This window comes from Amycolatopsis balhimycina FH 1894, assembly GCF_000384295.1.
Taxonomy (GTDB): Bacteria; Actinomycetota; Actinomycetes; order Mycobacteriales; family Pseudonocardiaceae; genus Amycolatopsis; species Amycolatopsis balhimycina.
In genome coordinates, this window is sequence record NZ_KB913037.1 from 7,534,449 (window position 1) to 7,550,090 (window position 15,642).

The window sequence follows — 15,642 nt, forward strand, 5'->3', positions numbered from 1 at the left end:
AAATGGGGCCCGAGGCCTCGTTTTTGAGGGTCCAGCAGGGGGGAATCCAAAAAATGCGCGCGGTGAGGCGGCGGTTTCGTGCTGCCCTGGTCACGATTTTGACCGTATCCCTGACCGGCGGCATGTCCACGCTTCCGCAAGCCCAGGCAACACCGCGAGCCGCCGCGACGGTGGCCGCATCGCCCGAGCGCGACCGCGCGAAGGTCGTCCGCCTCTGGCAATTCGGCGGCCCGGCAACCAAACGCGACGCCGCGGCCGCACTGGTCGGCACGGACGCCGACATCACGCGATTCCTCACCACGCAGAAAGACCTCGACGCCTCGATCGATCTCGACGTCCAGGTCAACCAGCTGATGGCGATTGGCGGCCCAGCTACGAGGAACGCGGCTCAGCAGGCGCTGGACGCCAACACCGACGCCGCGCTGAACACGTTCCTCGACACCGGATGGGTTACTCCTCACGGCATCGATCTCAATCTGCGGGTGAACCAGGTGATGGCCGCTGGTGGCCCGCAAGTCAAGAAGGCGGCGCAGAAGGCGCTTGACGCCAACGCAGAAGACGCGCTTCGGGCATTCCTGGACGGCGGTTGGCAGGTTCCGTTCCGGATCGACCAGGAACTCAAGGTAAACCAGATCATGGCGGCCGGCGGGCCTGAGGTGAAGAAGGTCGCGCAGCAGGTGCTTGACGTGAACTCTCTCGACGCGCTGAACCAGTTCCTGGCCATCGACCTGCCGGTGGCGCAGTCACGTGACGCCGAAACTACCTCGATCACCCAGCTGACCGCGACGGCAAAGGCCGCCGCGCAGCAAGCTGCGACCGAAACCGATGTGGCCAAACGTCAGTCCGATCTCGCCGTGACCGAGGCGGCTGCGGCGCAGAAGGCGGCCCAGGCCGCGAAGGACGCGGCGGCGGCCGCCCAGGGGCACGTCGAGCAAGCCACGGATGCGGCGGCTCGCGCGGCCTACGCCGCTGACCAAGCCGCGATGACCGCGCGGCAGGCGGTCACGGCCTCGAATGCGGCGTCGAACGCGGCGCACACCGCTGCGGTCGCCGCGGCGCGTGCCGCCACCGCGGCGTCTCAGGCCGGCCAAGCTGCTTCTCGCGCGTACGACGCGGCCGCGCTGGCGATTGGCGACAGGGACAAGGTCGCCGCCGCCAAGCAAGCCGCGCAGGTCGCGCACGACGCGTCAGTGAGCGCGGCTTCCGCGCGAGACGCTGCGGCTTCCGCGAGAACCGTGTCTCAGCAAGCGGAAACGGCGGGCGGTCTGGCCAAGGACGCGGCGGCGCAATCCCGGATAGCGGCCGACGCGGCCACTGATGCCGCGAACAACTCGGCCGCGGCGGGTGCGGACGCTCGGCAGGCGAAGGCCGCCGCGGCCCGTGCCCGGGCGCAGGCTGATCGCGCCACCGCCGCGGCCAACGCGTCCCAATCGTGGGCGCATCAGGCATCCGAGGCCGCCGGCCAGGCTGCCGCTGCCGCAGATGCGGCCGCGACAGACGCGCACAACGCTGAACTGGCCGCCCTCGACGCGGCCGCCCATGCGGGCAATGCAGCGAACGCAGCGGAGCAGGCGACCCAGCACGCGAATGCCGCTACGGCGGCGGCGACGGCGGCGGTGAATGCGTCCAACCAGGCCGCGCAGATCGCGCAGAACGCGCGCAAGGCGGATGACGACCGTATCGCGTTGGCCGGGCAGCAGGCCGACGACGCGGCGAAGGCTGCTCTTGACGAGTACGCCAACCGGACGATTCCGCCGCGGTGGGATCTTGACCAGGCCAGCACGTGGGACGCGGAGACGAACCGGCTGATCGCGGAAGCAACCGCCGTGGGCACCGGCCGTGCGACCGTGCTCGCCGATGCCAGGAAGGTCGCGCTCCACCTGGCCGGTGCCGGTGGTCCGTGGACGAAAGCCGCGTCCACTGCGGCACTGACCGCTTCGGACGACCAGGTCGTCGACTTCATGACGTCCGGCCTGGCGGCGGCCGCGGGCCAGGACGACCGGGTCATCCTCGGCGATCTGAGCGAAACCGGCACCGAGGGGTTCAAGGCCGCGGCGGCGAACGCGCTGGCCGGCTCGGACGCCGCCGTCCGGGATTTCCTGCGCAGCCGGGACTACCCGGGCCGGATGACCGACGATTCGCTGCAGGTCAACCAGCTCATGGCCGCGGCCCGAACGGCGGGCCGGACGGTCGTGGTGCAGCAGGCGCAGCGAGCTCTGGACCAGAACACCGACCAGGCGCTGCGGGCGTTCCTTGACGCCGGGCAGTACACCGCGCTGAACTCCGACGAAGACCTGAAGGTCAACCAGATCATGGCAACTGCGCGGACCGCGGGCACCCGCGAGGTCATGGCGGCGGCGCAAGCCGCGATCGACGGCCCGCCGACGCTGCGGCACGAGTTCCTGACGGTCGGCCAGTTCACCGCGGCCCGGCGCGACCAGAACACCGCGGCGCACAACGCGGCGATCGATGGCCTGCTCGCCCAGGCGGCGGCCGCCGCCGCGACGGCGACGCATGACGCGAACGACGCGCAGGCGGCGGCCGCCCGGGCGCGGGACAAAGCACAGGAAGCCCAGGGTTACGCTGACCAGGCGGAGGCCGCGGCAGCTCAAGCCACCACATACGCCAATCAGGCTCGTGACGCCGCCAACCAAGCCGCTACGTCGGCGCAACAGGCTCAGGCGTCGGCGAATACGGCGGCCGCAGCAGCGAAGTCGGCGTCGATCTCGGCGGACAAGGCGACCGCTTCGGCGGCCTGGGCTCAGAGGTCGGCGTCTGCCGCCGCCGGTTACGCATCGGATGCGGCCATCTCGGCCGGCATCGCGTACAGCGCGGCGCTTGAAGCGGGCAAGGGCGCACAGGAAGCCGCTGCCCTGGCCAAGGAGGCATGGCAAGGCGTCGCCGACAAGGCCAAGCTGGAGAAGCAGAACGCGATCAACCAGCGGACTTGGGACTGCAACAACCGAGCCGCCTGGGTGACGCAGTCACTGAACACCGAGGACTGCATCAAGCTGTTCAGTGGCACGCCCGCCGACCAGCAGCGCATCATCGGTCACCTGCAGGAACTGTGCCGTCAGCTGAACGAGCCCGGCACCGTGGAGCTCGCCAACTGCCTCGATTCCCGCAATCTGCTCAACGCCGAGTTCATGCCCGGCCCGGCGCCGTACGGGGACTCGGAACTCGGTCAGTCGGTCACCGGCCTCGTGCTCGCGGGTCTGCTGGCACTGATGTGTCCCGAGTGCGATCTGGCGTCCTTCCTGGGCAACGCTGAATCGGAACTCGGTTTGAGGGGAGCCCGGGAACTGACGGCGGTCATGGCCGAGGCGCTGGCTCGCGGTGAGGGGCTGTTCAACGCCGCTGCGGCCGAGGCCACAGCCGAGTTGGGCAAGGTGCAGGAGATGGCGCTCCAGGCCGATATCCAGCGCGCCGAGTTGGCCAAGGCCGCGCGGGAGTACGAAAACCGGTTCCCGACGTGTGCCGGTAACAGCTTCGTGGCGGGCTCTCAGGTGTTGATGGCTGATGGGCGCGCCAAGCCGATCGAGGACATCGAAGTGGGTGACCACGTCGCCGGCGCCGATCCTGGTTCGGTGCCGGAACGGCATCTCGTCGAAGCCGTGCACGTAACCGACCACGACGAGGACTTCACCAGCCTCACCATCGGCACGAGTCGCGGCACGAAGACCATCGAATCAACAGCGAAACACCTGTACTGGAACGCCACGGCACGCGCATGGAGCGAGGCGGCGAGTCTTGCGCCCGGCCAACTCCTCGACACGGCCGGCGACGGACAGGCGATCGTCGTGTCCAATCACCGTCACCCCGGTGCCACGAGGACGTACAACCTGACCGTCAACGCGGTGCACACGTATTACGTGATGGCGGGCGATGTGCCTGTGCTGGTGCACAACGCAAACGATCCAGCGTGCAACTCGTATGTCCGTTTCTACGGAGACGACGGCGGCCTTGTCATGGCCGACCTGAACGACGGGGTCATGAAGATGGCCATCGAAAAGGGGGCGTTGTCGCCGAGCGGCTCAACCATGTTCGCCCAGGTCATGAGGGCCTTCGGTCCGGAGAATGTCCGAGCGTTCAGTGGGAAGTGGGTGCCGTCGATGCCGAGCAACCTCGACGAGTTCAACCTGAACCTCAGGAATGGCATGACGTACGAACAGGCGGCGGCTAACACCTGGACCGGCCGGCAGTGCGCCAAGTATGGTCTGACCGTCGTCAAGGTGGATACGAGTAAGCTCACGGGTGAATACGGTCACTATACCAATGTCGAGCCTGAGTTTTCGCGTCCGTAGGAGAACGCCATGCCGAGTGAAGAGTCCGAACTGCACGCCATGGTCGTCGCGGGGATTCCGTTCCTCGACCTTCTCGAACACCTGAAGAGGCGCGCCGAAGGAAAACTCTCACCCGGCCGGTTCCTGCTGATCCTGCAGGAGGAAGCCGGGATCTCCTTCACCGAGACCCGGGACATCCTTGAGTACTTCAACCCCGACATGAATCCGATCGCGGAGCCTGAGATGATCAACGAACGGTGGCGGGTGCTGCTGGCCAGTTGGGAACTGGAGCGGCGGTGATCGCGGCTCAGTAATCCGTAGGCTTGGTCCAGGCAACCTGAACAAGCCCCGTCTCATGCCGCCGCGAAACCAAAGTCTGAGCAGCCCTATACAGAAGGCGTGGAAGGGGATGTGATCGGAGTGCCGGAAGCCGTCGAAGCCGTCGTGAGGGTCAGTGAAGTGCTGGCCGACGCCGATCGGGCTCAGGTGCTCGGCTGGTCCGGCGACGGCGACGGTGTCGACCCCGACTTCGGTGAACTGCCGCTGATCGTGCGGTTGGGGCACCTCGGCTCGACCTTCGCCCGCGCCGCGGGCGGGCTGGACCCGGAAGAGTGGCGGGCAGTCTTGGCCGCGGTCGAGGAGGTCGTCGCCGGGGGGACTCCGGCCGCGCGGGAGGCCATGACGACCGGGTTCCTCGAAGAGGTCCAGAACGCCCGTGCCGACAACGTCGATCTGGCGGCGCTCGGGCCGCGGTCCTGGGAGTTCTGCCTGCTGATGGAACGTCGCGCGGGTAGCGAGCCACAGGAGTGGATGCTTTCCTGAGCAACCCTCACGATTCCGCGGGTTTGGTCCAGGCGACCTGGACCAGACCGGTGCCGTGCCGCCGGGACACCAGCGTTCCGCGGCCCGGTGGCTGCTGCGACGGCTTGACGTCCGCCAGCAGCGCGCCTTCGTCCTTCGTCCCCGACATGATCAGCCCCGGGGACCCCAGCTCCCGCAACCGTTGCAGCACCGGCTCGAACAACGCCCGCCCGGCGCCGCCGGATCCGCGGACGATCACCAGGTGCAGGCCGATGTCCCGGGCCTGCGGCAGGAACTCCATCAGCGGCTGCAGCGGGTTGCGCCCGACCGTCGCCACCAGTTCGTAGTCGTCGACCAGGACGAACAGCTCCGGTCCGCGCCACCACGAGCGGTTGCGCAGCTGCTCCGGCGTCACCGAAGGCCCGGGCAGCCGGTTGCGCATCGCTTGGGCGCACTCGCCGATCAGGTCCGTCAGCTTCGCTTCGGTGCCCGCGTACCCCAGCAGGTGCGGCTCCGGTACCGCGCCGAGCAGGCCACGGCGGTAGTCCGCGACGATGATCGCCGCCTCCTCCGGGGTGTACGCCGTCGTGATGCCGTGAGCCAGCGCGCGCAGCAGCGAGCTCTTGCCGGACTCGACGTCGCCGAAGGCCACGAAGTGCGGGTCCGCCGCGAAGTCCAGGTGCACCGGGCGCAACGTCGACTCCGCGATGCCCAGCGTGACCTGGCGCGAAGGCGCCGCGGGCAACGTGTCCAAAGGCACTTCGGGCGGCAGGAGACGGACCTGGGGCGCACGCGGGCCCTTCCAGGCGTCCGAGATCCGGCGCGTCAGGTCGACGCCGCCCGCGCCGGCCGTCTCCGGGCGCTGGTCGCCGTCGATGCGCGGGAGCGCCGCGAGGAAGTGCAGCTTGTCGGCGGTCAGGCCGCGTCCGGGGCGGTCCGCGGGGACGTTGACCGCGACCTTGCGGTCGATCGACGAGTCCATCGGGTCACCCAGCCGCAGCTCGAACCGGGTCCCGATGGCGTCGCGCAGCTGGGCGCGGACGCCGATCCACTGGTTGAGCGAGACGACCACGTGGATGCCGAACCCGAGCCCGCGCGCGGCCAGCCCGGTGATCTGCTCCTCCAGCTGTTCGAACTCCTGGCGGATCGTGGTCCAGTTGTCCACCAGGAGGAACACGTCGCCGAATTCGCGGCCGTCGGTGCTCTCGGTGAACTCCGCACGGCGCGCGCGGAACGTCGCCATCGACTCGATCCCTTGCGCGGCGAAGAACTCCTCGCGCTGCTCCAGCAACGTCGTCAGCTCGGCCACGACGCGGCGGCAGCGCTGCGCGTCGCGGCGGGTGGCGTAGCCCGACACGTGCGGCAGCCCGGCGATCGGCGCCAGCGCGCCACCGCCCATGTCCAGCACGAAGATCTGCACCTCGGCCGGGGTGTGCGTCAGCGCGAGCATGCCCGCGATGTCCTTCATCAGCGTCGACTTCCCGCTCTGCGGCGCGCCGACGATCAGCGCGTGCCCGGCCGCGCCGGAGAAGTCGGCCCACAGCAGGTCGCGGCGCTGTTCGAACGGCTTGTCCACCAGCGCCACCGGGATCGTCAGCTTCCCGTTGCCGCCCCAGCCGAGCGGGCACAGGCCGCGTGCCGCGTCTTCGCCCAGCGGCGGCAGGAGCTGGTCCAGCGTCGGCGGTTCGGCCAGCGGCGGCAGCCAGATCTGGTGCGCGGCCGGCCCGCGGCCCTCCAAACGCGACAGCATCGCGCCGATGATCGTCTCGCCGGTACCCTCCGCCGAAGGAGCCGGAGAGACCTCGGTCGTCACCGGGATTTCCACCGGGGCCAGGGAAAACGGCAGGACGCCCAGCTCCTGCCCGTCCTCGCGCACGACCGTGCTCCGCGGCGGCAGCTCGCCGGAGACGTAGGCCGCCTTGAGCCGGATCAGCGTTTCGGTGTCGGACTTCAGGTACGCCGACCCCGGCACCGGCGGCAGGTGGTAGGCGTCGGCGACGCCCAGCACGGCCCGGCTTTCGGCCGCGGAGAACGTCCGCAGCCCGATCCGGTACGACAGGTGGGAGTCGAGGCCGCGCAGCCGTCCTTCTTCCAGCCGCTGTGACGCCAGCAGCAGGTGGATGCCCAGCGACCGCCCGAGCCGCCCGATCGCGACGAACAGGTCGATGAACTCCGGGCGCGAGGACAGCAGCTCGCTGAACTCGTCGATGATCACCAGCAGCGACGGCAGCGGCTCGAGCGGCGCGCCGTCCGCACGCGCCTTCTCGTAGTCCCGCACCGACGCGTAGTTCCCGGCCGCGTGCAGCAGTTCCTGCCGCCGCAGCAGCTCGCCGTTGAGCGCGTCGGCCATCCGGTCGACCAGCGCGAGGTCGTCGGACAGGTTGGTGATGACGGCGCACGTGTGCGGCAGCCCGGTCATCCCGGCGAACGTCGCGCCGCCCTTGAAGTCGATGAGCGCCAGGTTGAGCGTCTCCGACGAGTGCATCACGGCCAGCGCCGTCACCAGCGTCCGCAGCAGCTCGCTCTTGCCCGACCCGGTCGCGCCGATGACCAGGCCGTGCGGGCCCATCCCGCCCTCGGCCGACTCCTTGAGGTCCAGCTCGACCGGGCGGCCTTCCGGGTTGACGCCGAGCGGGATCCGCAGCCGGTCGCGGGCCGCGCGCGGCGCCCACGTCACGGCGGTGTCGGTGTCGCGCGGGTCGCCGATGCCGAGCAGGCCGGCCAGCCCGAACGTCGCCGACATCGGCTTCTCGCCGACGACGGCCGCGGGCGTGTGCAACGGCGTCAGCATCCTCGCGAGGGCTTCCGCGGCGCCGCGGTCGAGGGTGTCGGGGCGGCCGAGGAACCCGAGCCGCTGCTCGCCGGCGTCGCCGACGACCATGCCGAGCGAGTCCGGTGCGGTGTGCAGGCTCAGCAGCCGTTCGGTCGAGAACGTCCGCGGGTGCTCCTGACCGATCTCGAGCACCGTGACGCCGAGCCTGCCGTCCTCGCCGATCAGCCGGGGCTCGTCGTGGGCGGCGCCGCCGTCGACGACCACCACCAGGTGCGGCAGGTCGAGCCCGGCCGCGCGGCGGCTGAACGCGGGGCGTTCGCCGAGGTCCGCGCCGAGCAGCTCGGCCAGCCCGGCCGCCGATTCGGCGGCCAGCCGCCGCGAGCCGACGGCGTCGGTGGCGGCGGCCGCCGTCGCGTGCGGCAGCCACTTCGCCCACTCCCAGTCGTGACGGCGGTCCGGCGGCACGCACACCGCGATCCGCAGGTCGGCGGGGGAGTGGAAGGTGACGAGCTGGCACAGCAGCGCCCGCACCAGGCCCAGCACGTCCGGCCGCCGCCCGGCCACGGTGACCGCGGCGAACGATCGCAGCGACAACGCGACCGGCAGCCCGTCCACCGTCGAGTAGGTGCGGATGAAGTGCTTGAGGCTGGTGGAGGACACCGGGTCGAGGTCCTCCAGCGGCACGGTCTGCGGTGCTTTCAACGGCGTCGCCAGCCGCTGCGGCCCGGTGCCCGCGCGCACCTGCGCGAAGTGACCGTCGCCGTGCCGCCGGTCCCACAGCTTGCCGGTTTCGACGTAGGCCCACAGGTCGGCCGGGTCGGGCTGGACGGCGGTCATCGCCGCGCGCTGGCCGTCCGCGATGTCCCGGACCTGGGTCCGCAGCCCGGAAAGGTAGCGCTGGTAGTCGCGGCGCTCGTCGTTGATCTGCGCCTTCTTCGCCATCCCGCCGCGGCCCAGCGACATCACGACCATGCCGCCCATGGCGCAGACGAACAACGCGCCGAAGATCCACGTCATCACGCCGCCGTCACGTCCGATGTAGACGAACGACATCGCGCCCATGCCGAGCATCATCGGCAGGAACATCATCAGCTGCATCATCCCGCCGGACGAGCTCTTCGGGAGCATCGGCGGGGACTGCAGCACGATCTCGCTCGGTCGCTCGGACGGCAGGCTCATCTGAACAGGCTGCTCCAGTTCGGGGGCGGTCTGACCGGTATTTTGGCCACTTACCGCGCGTCCGCGGTGGGTACTTTTGCCGTCCGCCCGCTTCCGGGGCCGAACTTACGCTCAGCCGAGCAAGCCACCCTCGGAAGGAGAGCCATGGCCGGCGAGTACCGGGCCGAGCCCGAGGCGATGCGCTCTGCCGTCGGGAACGTCGGCGGCATCATCGCCCACGGCATCAACGCCGTCGCCGACCTGGAACGGCTCGTCGTCCAGCCGATGTCGTTCGCGAGCTTCGGCAGCGCGGTGGCCGCCGCGAACGCGGCCCTGCACTCCGGCCAGGTCACCGCCGTCCGCACGCTCCTGCAGCTGCTCCAGCAGGTCAACGGGCTCGTCAAGGCCGGCGCGGACGCCTACCAGGCGGCCGACCACGACGTCGCCGCGGGCTACGGCGGCGGGCACGCTCCGGCGAGTCCCGCGTCGTCGATCTGGGGGAGCTCGCACGCTTCGGAGCTCGCCACCCTGGCCATCAACGACAGCGCGGGCGCGCACGGCGAGCCGTCGTCGGTCGGGAACGTGCTGCGTTACCTGGGCGACGCGCGGCTCGGCATGCTCGGCGACCACCCGATCACCGACGCGCGGTTCCACGGCGTCGCCGACTTCAACGACTGGCTCGCCGGCGACGCCGGCAACCAGGCGCGCGTCGGGCTGATCGAGGTCTACGCGGGGACCGCGCGCACGTTTTCCGACGTGCCCGGCGGGGTGCACAGCGGCGACGTCGTGGTCGTGGAGCCGCTGCTGTTCTCCGACCGGAACCCGGTCATCGGCGTCGCCGGAGACGGCGGCCGCCTCTACAACCACGGGCTCCTCGACGCCCGCTTCAGCGGGCTGGCGAAGGTCAGCGTGTACCGGCCCGCTTCCGTCGTCTGACCGTCCTGTGCCCCAAGAACTCCGCCGCACTCAAGATCACTGTGAGGTCCTCCGATGCTGACTTTCCCGAACTCGAGCGCGATGGACGCGACCGCGTCTTCGGGCGGGCCGATCACCGTCCTGCCGCAGATCGTCACCGGTCAGCCGGAGCAGATCGCGAAGCACGTGGTGGACCTGGTCAAGAAGGCCGAGCAGTTCCTGAGCATGTACAACGAGCTGACGAAGGCGGCCGACCAGCTCGGGAAGATCTGGTCGGGCGCGGCGAGCGAGTCGGCGCTGAAGAAGATCAGCGAGTCGCTCGACCAGCTCACGAAGATCATCAACGTCGTGGAGAAGGGCGCCGAGCTGCTCGGCGTGTCCGGCACGCTGATCAAGACCGCGCAGGAGGCCTACCGCGCGGTGGTCGCCGCGGTGAACCCGACGGTCGCCGCGCTGATGTCGAACTGGTGGACCTACGGCGCGGCGGTCGCTTTGTCGACAGCGACGAGCGCGTCGCTGCGGGCGTTCATCACCGCGATCGGCGCCCTGCTCAAGGCGCTTGGCGCGGTCGACCTCGCCCAGCAGGTCACCACGCTCGCGCAGGTCATCGGCGAGATCGAGAAGCTCTTCCACCACGGCTCCGGCGATGGGGGCGCGACGACGCCCGCGATCGGGAACACCCCGGTCCGCGCGCCGCAGACCCCGGCGCCGGTGGCAAGCCCGTCGGGACAGCAGGCGGTGGCGGGAGGGAGCGGGGGAGGGATCCCGCAGCAGCCTTCGTTCACCGACTACACCCCGCCCGCGCTCGCCGGCTCTTCGCCGGGCTCCGGCGGCGGTTCCAGTGGCAACGGAAGCAACAGCTGGATCCCCGTCGACCACCCCGCGACGACGACGCCGGCGGTCGCCTCGATTCCCGCGCCGGCGCACGCCGACGAGGTCGTCATCCACACGAACCTCACCACCGGTGAGTCCACTGTGGAGGCTCCGGGCGGCCAGGACTTCGACCTCGACATCGCGATGGACTACAACGGCAGGCACTTCAGCCAGCACGTCGGCTACGACGCGGCCGGGAACTAGCCGATGGGTGGCGCGGTGGACGCTTCCGGGGTGGTCAGCGCGGTGCTGTCCGGCTATCGGCGTGTCCTGACCGAGTGCCGCCGGCGCGTCACCGGTGATCCCGGTGCGCTGAGCGCGGCTTCGCGGCGGGTCTCGGCCCAGGCTGCGACGGTTTCGCGGAAGGCCGGCGAGGTCGATGCCGCCGCGAAGACCCTGCACGCGGACTGGGACGGCGACGCCTACACCGCGTTCGCCACCGCGGCGGCCGAACTCGGCGGGGAACTCGCCGGCACCGCCACGAAACTCGACGACCAGGCGAACCGGCTCGCGACGGCGGCCCTGCTCGTCCGGTCGGCGGAGGCCGCCGTCGACTCGGTGATCGCGCAGTTCGACCAGTACGCCGCCCAGCTCACCGCCCAGGCCCGCGCGGTGAGCTCCGGTTCGGTCGGCGCGTTCATCCAGGCCGCGCGGCAGCTCGGGGAAGAGAGCGTCGAAGCGGCTCGCCAGGTCGTCGAGGAGTTCTCCGACGCGCTCGCCGAGCTGTTCCCGCCCGAAGGCGTCGGACGGCTCGAGCACGAGCTGGGCAAGTGGGCGCGCGGCCCGCTGCACTGGCTCAACGGCGAACCGATGGACGGCCGGAAGCGGCCGCGGACCGCGCCGTCGTGGTTCGGCAACTCCGGCTGGAAGAAGCTCACCTGGGACGGCCTCGAAGGCACCCGCGCACCGAAGAAGGCGGACACGCCGTTCGGGCAGCCGGAAGCCGAACACCTGAAGGACAAGATCGGCCGCAACACCGAGATCACCTACTACAAGTTCCAGCACGAGCAGGACGGGTTCTCGCCGGAGTACGACGGGAAGGTGACGTCGAAGGGCTGGGACGCCGGCGCGTCCGGGCACGCCGAACTCGCCGCGCTGCACGGTGAGCTGGAAGGCAAGAAGGAGTGGGGCGTCGCCGAAGCCCACGCCAAGGGCACGGTGTTCGCGGGCGGCGAGGTGAGCGCGTCCGGCACGATCGGCGCACACGGTGTCGGTGCGCACGCCAACGTCTTCGCCGGTGGGAAGGTCGAGGGCGAAGTCGCCGCGGACGTCGCCGGCATCGGCGTCGGCGCGAACGGCACACTCCAGTACGGCGTCGGCGCGCAGCTCGACGCCCAGGCCGTCTACGACGCCGGGCACCTCAAGGTGAACTTCAAGGTGGGCGCGGCACTCGGCGTCGGCGCGGGCGTCGGCGCCAAGATCGACATCGACCTGCCCAAGCTCGGGCACACGATCGGCGAGTACGGCGGCGCCGCGGTCGACGCGGTCAACCACGCCGCCCATGACGCCGCCGACGCCGTCGAGTCCGCTTGGGACGACGCCGTTTCGTATGTGGGGTTGTGATGACCCTTCCCCTCGACTTCGTCATCCCGGACGGCTGGACCGCGGTCGACCCGGGCGATTCGGGCGCGGTGTTCGTCGCCGTGCATCCCGTGCCGGGCGAGGAGTTCACACCGAACATCACCGTGAGCGTGCGGCAGCGGCCCGACAACGCGTCGGTCGACGCCATCGCCGATGAGGCCGTCGAACGCCTCGCCCGGACGTCCGCCGGGCTCGACGTGCTGAGCCGCCGCGACGTCGGCGACCCGGCCGCGCCCGGCGTCATGCAGCTGCTGCGCCTGCGCACCGGCGAAGGCACCGAGCTGATCCAGACCCAGGTGCACCTGACGGTCCCCGGCGCCACGCCGGAGGACCGGCTGGTGCTCGAGCTCGCCTGCACGGCCGCGCCCGCGACCGCGCGGCGGCTCTCCCCCGGTTTCCAAGCGTTCGTGGGCAGCCTCCACGTCCGCCAGCACGAAGGGACACCACAGTGACCGATCCGTACGCGGTGCCGGACATGGACGAATTGCTGGCGCAGGTGCGCAAGCAGACCGAAGAGGTCCAGCGGATCCAGCGCACGGTCGAGGCGATGGAGATCAAGGCGCACTCGCGGCAGAACGAGGTCACCGTCGCCCTCCGCGGCGACGGCCGGTTCACCTCCATCGACATCGACCCGCGCGCGATCCGCGAGTACGACGCCCGCAACCTCTCGGAGATCGTCCTCGAGGCGGTGAACGCCGGGCTGCAGAAGCTCGCCGAGGCTTCCAGCGCCAAGTTCGCCCCGGTGATCGCGGCCGCGAAAGACGTCTGATGACGGCGTCTCTGACGGGTACGACCCGCCGGGTGACGGTGGTGACGCCCCGGGCCCGCGTCGACGTCGCCCTGCCGCAGCAGTCGACGTTCGCCGAGCTGGTGCCGCAGCTCGTGCGGCTCGCCGGAGCGTCCGGGCAGGCGTCGGCCGAGCATCCCGGCTGGGTGCTTTCGCGGCTGGGCGGAGCACCCCTCGCGTTGGGACTCAGCGTCGCGGCCGCCCAGATCCGCGACGGCGAAGTGCTGCACCTGACCCCGCGGGAGCGCCCGCGGGGTCCGCTGCTGTTCGACGACGTCGTCGACTCGATCGCCAGCGTCGCCGACGCCGACGGCGGCTGGGGCCCTTCGGTGGCGCGGCGGTCCGGGCTGGTGGCCGCGGTCGTGCTGCTGCTGGCGGGCGGTCTCCTCGTGCAGGCCGCGGCATCCGGCAGCGTCCTGGCGCCGATCGGGACCGGGCTGCTGGCTTTGCTTCTGCTGCTCGGCGGCGGCGCGTTGAGCCGCGCATACGGCGACGCCGAGGCGGGCGCGGCCGGTTCCCTGGCCGGAGTCGGCGTCGCGCTGCTGGCGGGCATGTCGGTGCTGCCACCGCATCCGCTGTTCTCGCTGTCGGCCGGGCCGCTTTCGGCGGGCTTCGCGGCGGTGACGGTGTACGGCGTCCTGGCGGCGCTCTCGGTGGCCGACCGCCTGCCGTGGTTCGTGGCGATCACCGGCGCGGCCGGCTTCGGCGCGATCACTTCCGGGGTCGTGCTCCTGGCGGGCGTTTCCCCGTTGCCGGCGGCCGCGGTCGCCGCGGTACTGGGCACGGCCTTGGCGGCGGTCGCGCCGATGCTGGCGTTGCGCCTGGCCCGCCTGCCGCTGCCACGGGTCCCGGACGACATGGCGGCGTTCCGCGCGGACGAACAGCCGTCACTGGGCACCGAGCTGATCGGCCGGACGTCCCGCGCGCAGGCGGTCTTGACGGGGTTGCTGGTGGCGCTGGGACTGGTGGTGCTCGGCGCGTCCGTCGTGCTCTCTTCGGGCGGGCCGTGGGAAGCGGGCCTGGCGGCTGTGCTGGGCGTGGCGTGGATCCTGCGGTCCCGGTCGTACGCGGGCCGCGCGCAACGCCTGGTCCTGGTCGGCTTCGGTGTCCTCGCCCTGGTGTGCGCCGGGGGGTGGCTGGTCGCGTCGGGAAACCGCACGGCCGTTTTCGCGGCGGGCTGCGCGGTTGTCCTGGCTGCGGTGCTCTGCCTGGTGTACGCGACGCGGGTGGCGCGCGGGCTGCGTTCCCCTTACTGGTCAAGGCTGCTGGACGTCTCGGAGTTCCTGGTCCTGCTCTCGCTGGTCCCGTTCGTCGGCATGATCGCGGGGGTCTACGAAGCCGTCCGCGGCTGACGCGGTTCCCGAGTCCGTGAATGGCACATTGAGGGACTTAGAGTCCCTCAATGTGCCATTCACGGACTTCAGGAGTCGAGCGCCAGGGGGAGCGTTTTCCGGACCGCGGCTTCGTGCCGCCCGTGCAGCGGGACCACCGGAATCCGCGGTGCCGGCGCCGGCGAACCCGGCCGGGCCCCGACGCGGATCGTCACCTCGGCCTTCTCCCGCCCGCCGGGCGTCCGCGTCAGCGTGTACGACGTGGCCGTGAAAGCCGCGCCGGGCACGGAAAAGTCCACAACCCGCGGCGAACGCGGGGTGAAGCACACCTGCGCCGCGTTGCCCCAGGTCCAGGACCGCCAGCGGTCGGGAGCGCCGCCGGCGGCCCCCTGGACGCCCAACGCCACCCGAAGCTCCTTCGCGAGTTCCCCCGCCTCCAGGACCGTGCTCTGGTAGCCCGCCTCGGCCAGCGCGCCCATCAGGCTCAACGCCGCCGACGCCGTGCTGCGCAGCGCGCCCAGCTCGCCGCCGCCGCGGGCCAGCGCCGCGACGGGCGCGAGATCCGGCCGGTACCGCACCGCCAGCCACCGCACCCGCAGCACCTGCTCGCCGCGCGGGATGGCCCACGTCAGCAGCTGCGCCGACGCCAGCGGGACGTCCGTGCGCCGGTAAGCCGCGTGCAGGACGTCCACCAGCGACGCGCCCGAGGCAGACCCCGGGGTCAGGCGCACGAGAGTGCTCCACCCGCCGTCGACCTCCGCGACGCCGAAGCGGTTGCCCGCGCGGTCGACGTGCTGGCGCACCTTCACCGGCCCGGCCACGCGGTGCAGCGGGTCCGGGCTGTCGCGGCGGGTGTCGTGACGTCGCAGCCGGTACGCCGTCCACGTCAGCGTCCAGCCCGCGAGGTGCCGTCCGGCGAACCGCACCGACGTCGCCAGCACGACCAGCCCCGCCCCCGCGGCGACGCCGATCCGCACGGGCTGCGTGACGCCGTCGAGCAGCCACGCGAGCAGGACGGCGAGCGCGGCGATCTCCCAGACGGCGGCCTGCAGCGGCCGGACCGGCAGCAGCCAGGGCAGCACTGTGGCGGCGGGCCGGGACGGTGCCGGGCGAACGGCGGTATCGACGGACACGGGCTCC

General features: G+C 71.1%; 11 protein-coding genes. 9 read left to right on the forward strand and 2 right to left on the reverse strand.

Going from position 1 to position 15,642, the window contains the following annotated elements:
- Positions 1 to 2 precede the first annotated feature (2 nt).
- The 3 genes from A3CE_RS52105 (at position 3) to A3CE_RS0134775 (ending at position 5,105) form a co-directional block, all read left to right on the forward strand.
- The gene (locus A3CE_RS52105) at positions 3 to 4,304 is read left to right on the forward strand and encodes a polymorphic toxin-type HINT domain-containing protein (RefSeq protein ID WP_245589635.1); all 4,302 of its coding nucleotides are present in this window, start codon (positions 3 to 5) and stop codon (positions 4,302 to 4,304) included.
- A gap of 9 nt (positions 4,305 to 4,313) precedes the next feature.
- Complete coding sequence (locus A3CE_RS0134770; RefSeq protein WP_020644713.1) at positions 4,314 to 4,583, forward strand: hypothetical protein; 270 nt, start codon at positions 4,314 to 4,316, stop codon at positions 4,581 to 4,583.
- 99 nt (positions 4,584 to 4,682) lie between these two features.
- On the forward strand, positions 4,683 to 5,105 hold the full coding sequence (locus A3CE_RS0134775) for a hypothetical protein (RefSeq protein ID WP_125591466.1): 423 nt from the start codon (positions 4,683 to 4,685) through the stop codon (positions 5,103 to 5,105).
- A 7-nt stretch (positions 5,106 to 5,112) separates the two neighbouring features.
- Here A3CE_RS0134775 and A3CE_RS0134780 read toward each other — a convergent pair whose 3' ends face one another.
- Positions 5,113 to 9,036 (reverse strand): type VII secretion protein EccC, encoded by a 3,924-nt coding sequence (locus A3CE_RS0134780; RefSeq protein ID WP_020644715.1) that lies wholly within the window; start codon positions 9,034 to 9,036, stop codon positions 5,113 to 5,115.
- Positions 9,037 to 9,180: 144 nt separating this feature from the next.
- On the opposite strand from A3CE_RS0134780, the gene A3CE_RS0134785 reads away from it, so the two are divergent.
- From A3CE_RS0134785 to eccD, 6 genes are read left to right on the forward strand one after another with little or no spacing between them, the layout of a single operon-like run.
- A complete protein-coding gene (locus A3CE_RS0134785; protein ID WP_020644716.1) occupies positions 9,181 to 9,951 on the forward strand; it encodes a WXG100 family type VII secretion target in 771 nt (256 codons plus the stop codon).
- Between the two features lie 54 nt (positions 9,952 to 10,005).
- On the forward strand, positions 10,006 to 11,007 hold the full coding sequence (locus A3CE_RS0134790) for a WXG100 family type VII secretion target (RefSeq protein ID WP_020644717.1): 1,002 nt from the start codon (positions 10,006 to 10,008) through the stop codon (positions 11,005 to 11,007).
- Positions 11,008 to 11,010: 3 nt separating this feature from the next.
- Positions 11,011 to 12,366 carry a WXG100 family type VII secretion target gene (locus tag A3CE_RS0134795; protein WP_020644718.1) on the forward strand — a complete coding sequence of 452 codons (1,356 nt, stop codon included), beginning with the start codon at positions 11,011 to 11,013 and terminating at the stop codon, positions 12,364 to 12,366.
- The gene (locus A3CE_RS0134800; RefSeq protein WP_020644719.1) at positions 12,366 to 12,836 is read left to right on the forward strand and encodes a hypothetical protein; all 471 of its coding nucleotides are present in this window, start codon (positions 12,366 to 12,368) and stop codon (positions 12,834 to 12,836) included. The genes A3CE_RS0134795 and A3CE_RS0134800 overlap by 1 nt, the downstream gene beginning before the upstream one ends.
- Positions 12,833 to 13,153 carry a YbaB/EbfC family nucleoid-associated protein gene (locus A3CE_RS0134805; protein ID WP_020644720.1) on the forward strand — a complete coding sequence of 107 codons (321 nt, stop codon included), beginning with the start codon at positions 12,833 to 12,835 and terminating at the stop codon, positions 13,151 to 13,153. The genes A3CE_RS0134800 and A3CE_RS0134805 overlap by 4 nt, the downstream gene beginning before the upstream one ends.
- Positions 13,153 to 14,523 (forward strand): type VII secretion integral membrane protein EccD, encoded by a 1,371-nt coding sequence (gene eccD / locus A3CE_RS0134810; RefSeq protein WP_020644721.1) that lies wholly within the window; start codon positions 13,153 to 13,155, stop codon positions 14,521 to 14,523. The genes A3CE_RS0134805 and eccD overlap by 1 nt, the downstream gene beginning before the upstream one ends.
- Before the next feature lie 68 nt (positions 14,524 to 14,591).
- Here eccD and A3CE_RS0134815 read toward each other — a convergent pair whose 3' ends face one another.
- Positions 14,592 to 15,635, reverse strand: a complete 1,044-nt coding sequence (locus A3CE_RS0134815; protein ID WP_026469150.1) for a type VII secretion protein EccE — start codon at positions 15,633 to 15,635, stop codon at positions 14,592 to 14,594.
- Positions 15,636 to 15,642 lie beyond the last annotated feature (7 nt).

Bases quoted from the DNA above. Each gene is read 5' to 3' on its own strand.
- A3CE_RS0134780 (WP_020644715.1), bottom strand. From the start codon at position 9,036: ATGAGCCTGCCGTCCGAGCGACCGAGCGAGATCGTGCTGCAGTCCCCG.
- A3CE_RS0134790 (WP_020644717.1), top strand. From the start codon at position 10,006: ATGCTGACTTTCCCGAACTCGAGCGCGATGGACGCGACCGCGTCTTCG.
- A3CE_RS0134770 (WP_020644713.1), top strand. From the start codon at position 4,314: ATGCCGAGTGAAGAGTCCGAACTGCACGCCATGGTCGTCGCGGGGATT.
- A3CE_RS0134800 (WP_020644719.1), top strand. From the start codon at position 12,366: ATGACCCTTCCCCTCGACTTCGTCATCCCGGACGGCTGGACCGCGGTC.
- eccD (WP_020644721.1), top strand. From the start codon at position 13,153: ATGACGGCGTCTCTGACGGGTACGACCCGCCGGGTGACGGTGGTGACG.
- A3CE_RS52105 (WP_245589635.1), top strand. From the start codon at position 3: ATGGGGCCCGAGGCCTCGTTTTTGAGGGTCCAGCAGGGGGGAATCCAA.
- A3CE_RS0134785 (WP_020644716.1), top strand. From the start codon at position 9,181: ATGGCCGGCGAGTACCGGGCCGAGCCCGAGGCGATGCGCTCTGCCGTC.
- A3CE_RS0134795 (WP_020644718.1), top strand. From the start codon at position 11,011: ATGGGTGGCGCGGTGGACGCTTCCGGGGTGGTCAGCGCGGTGCTGTCC.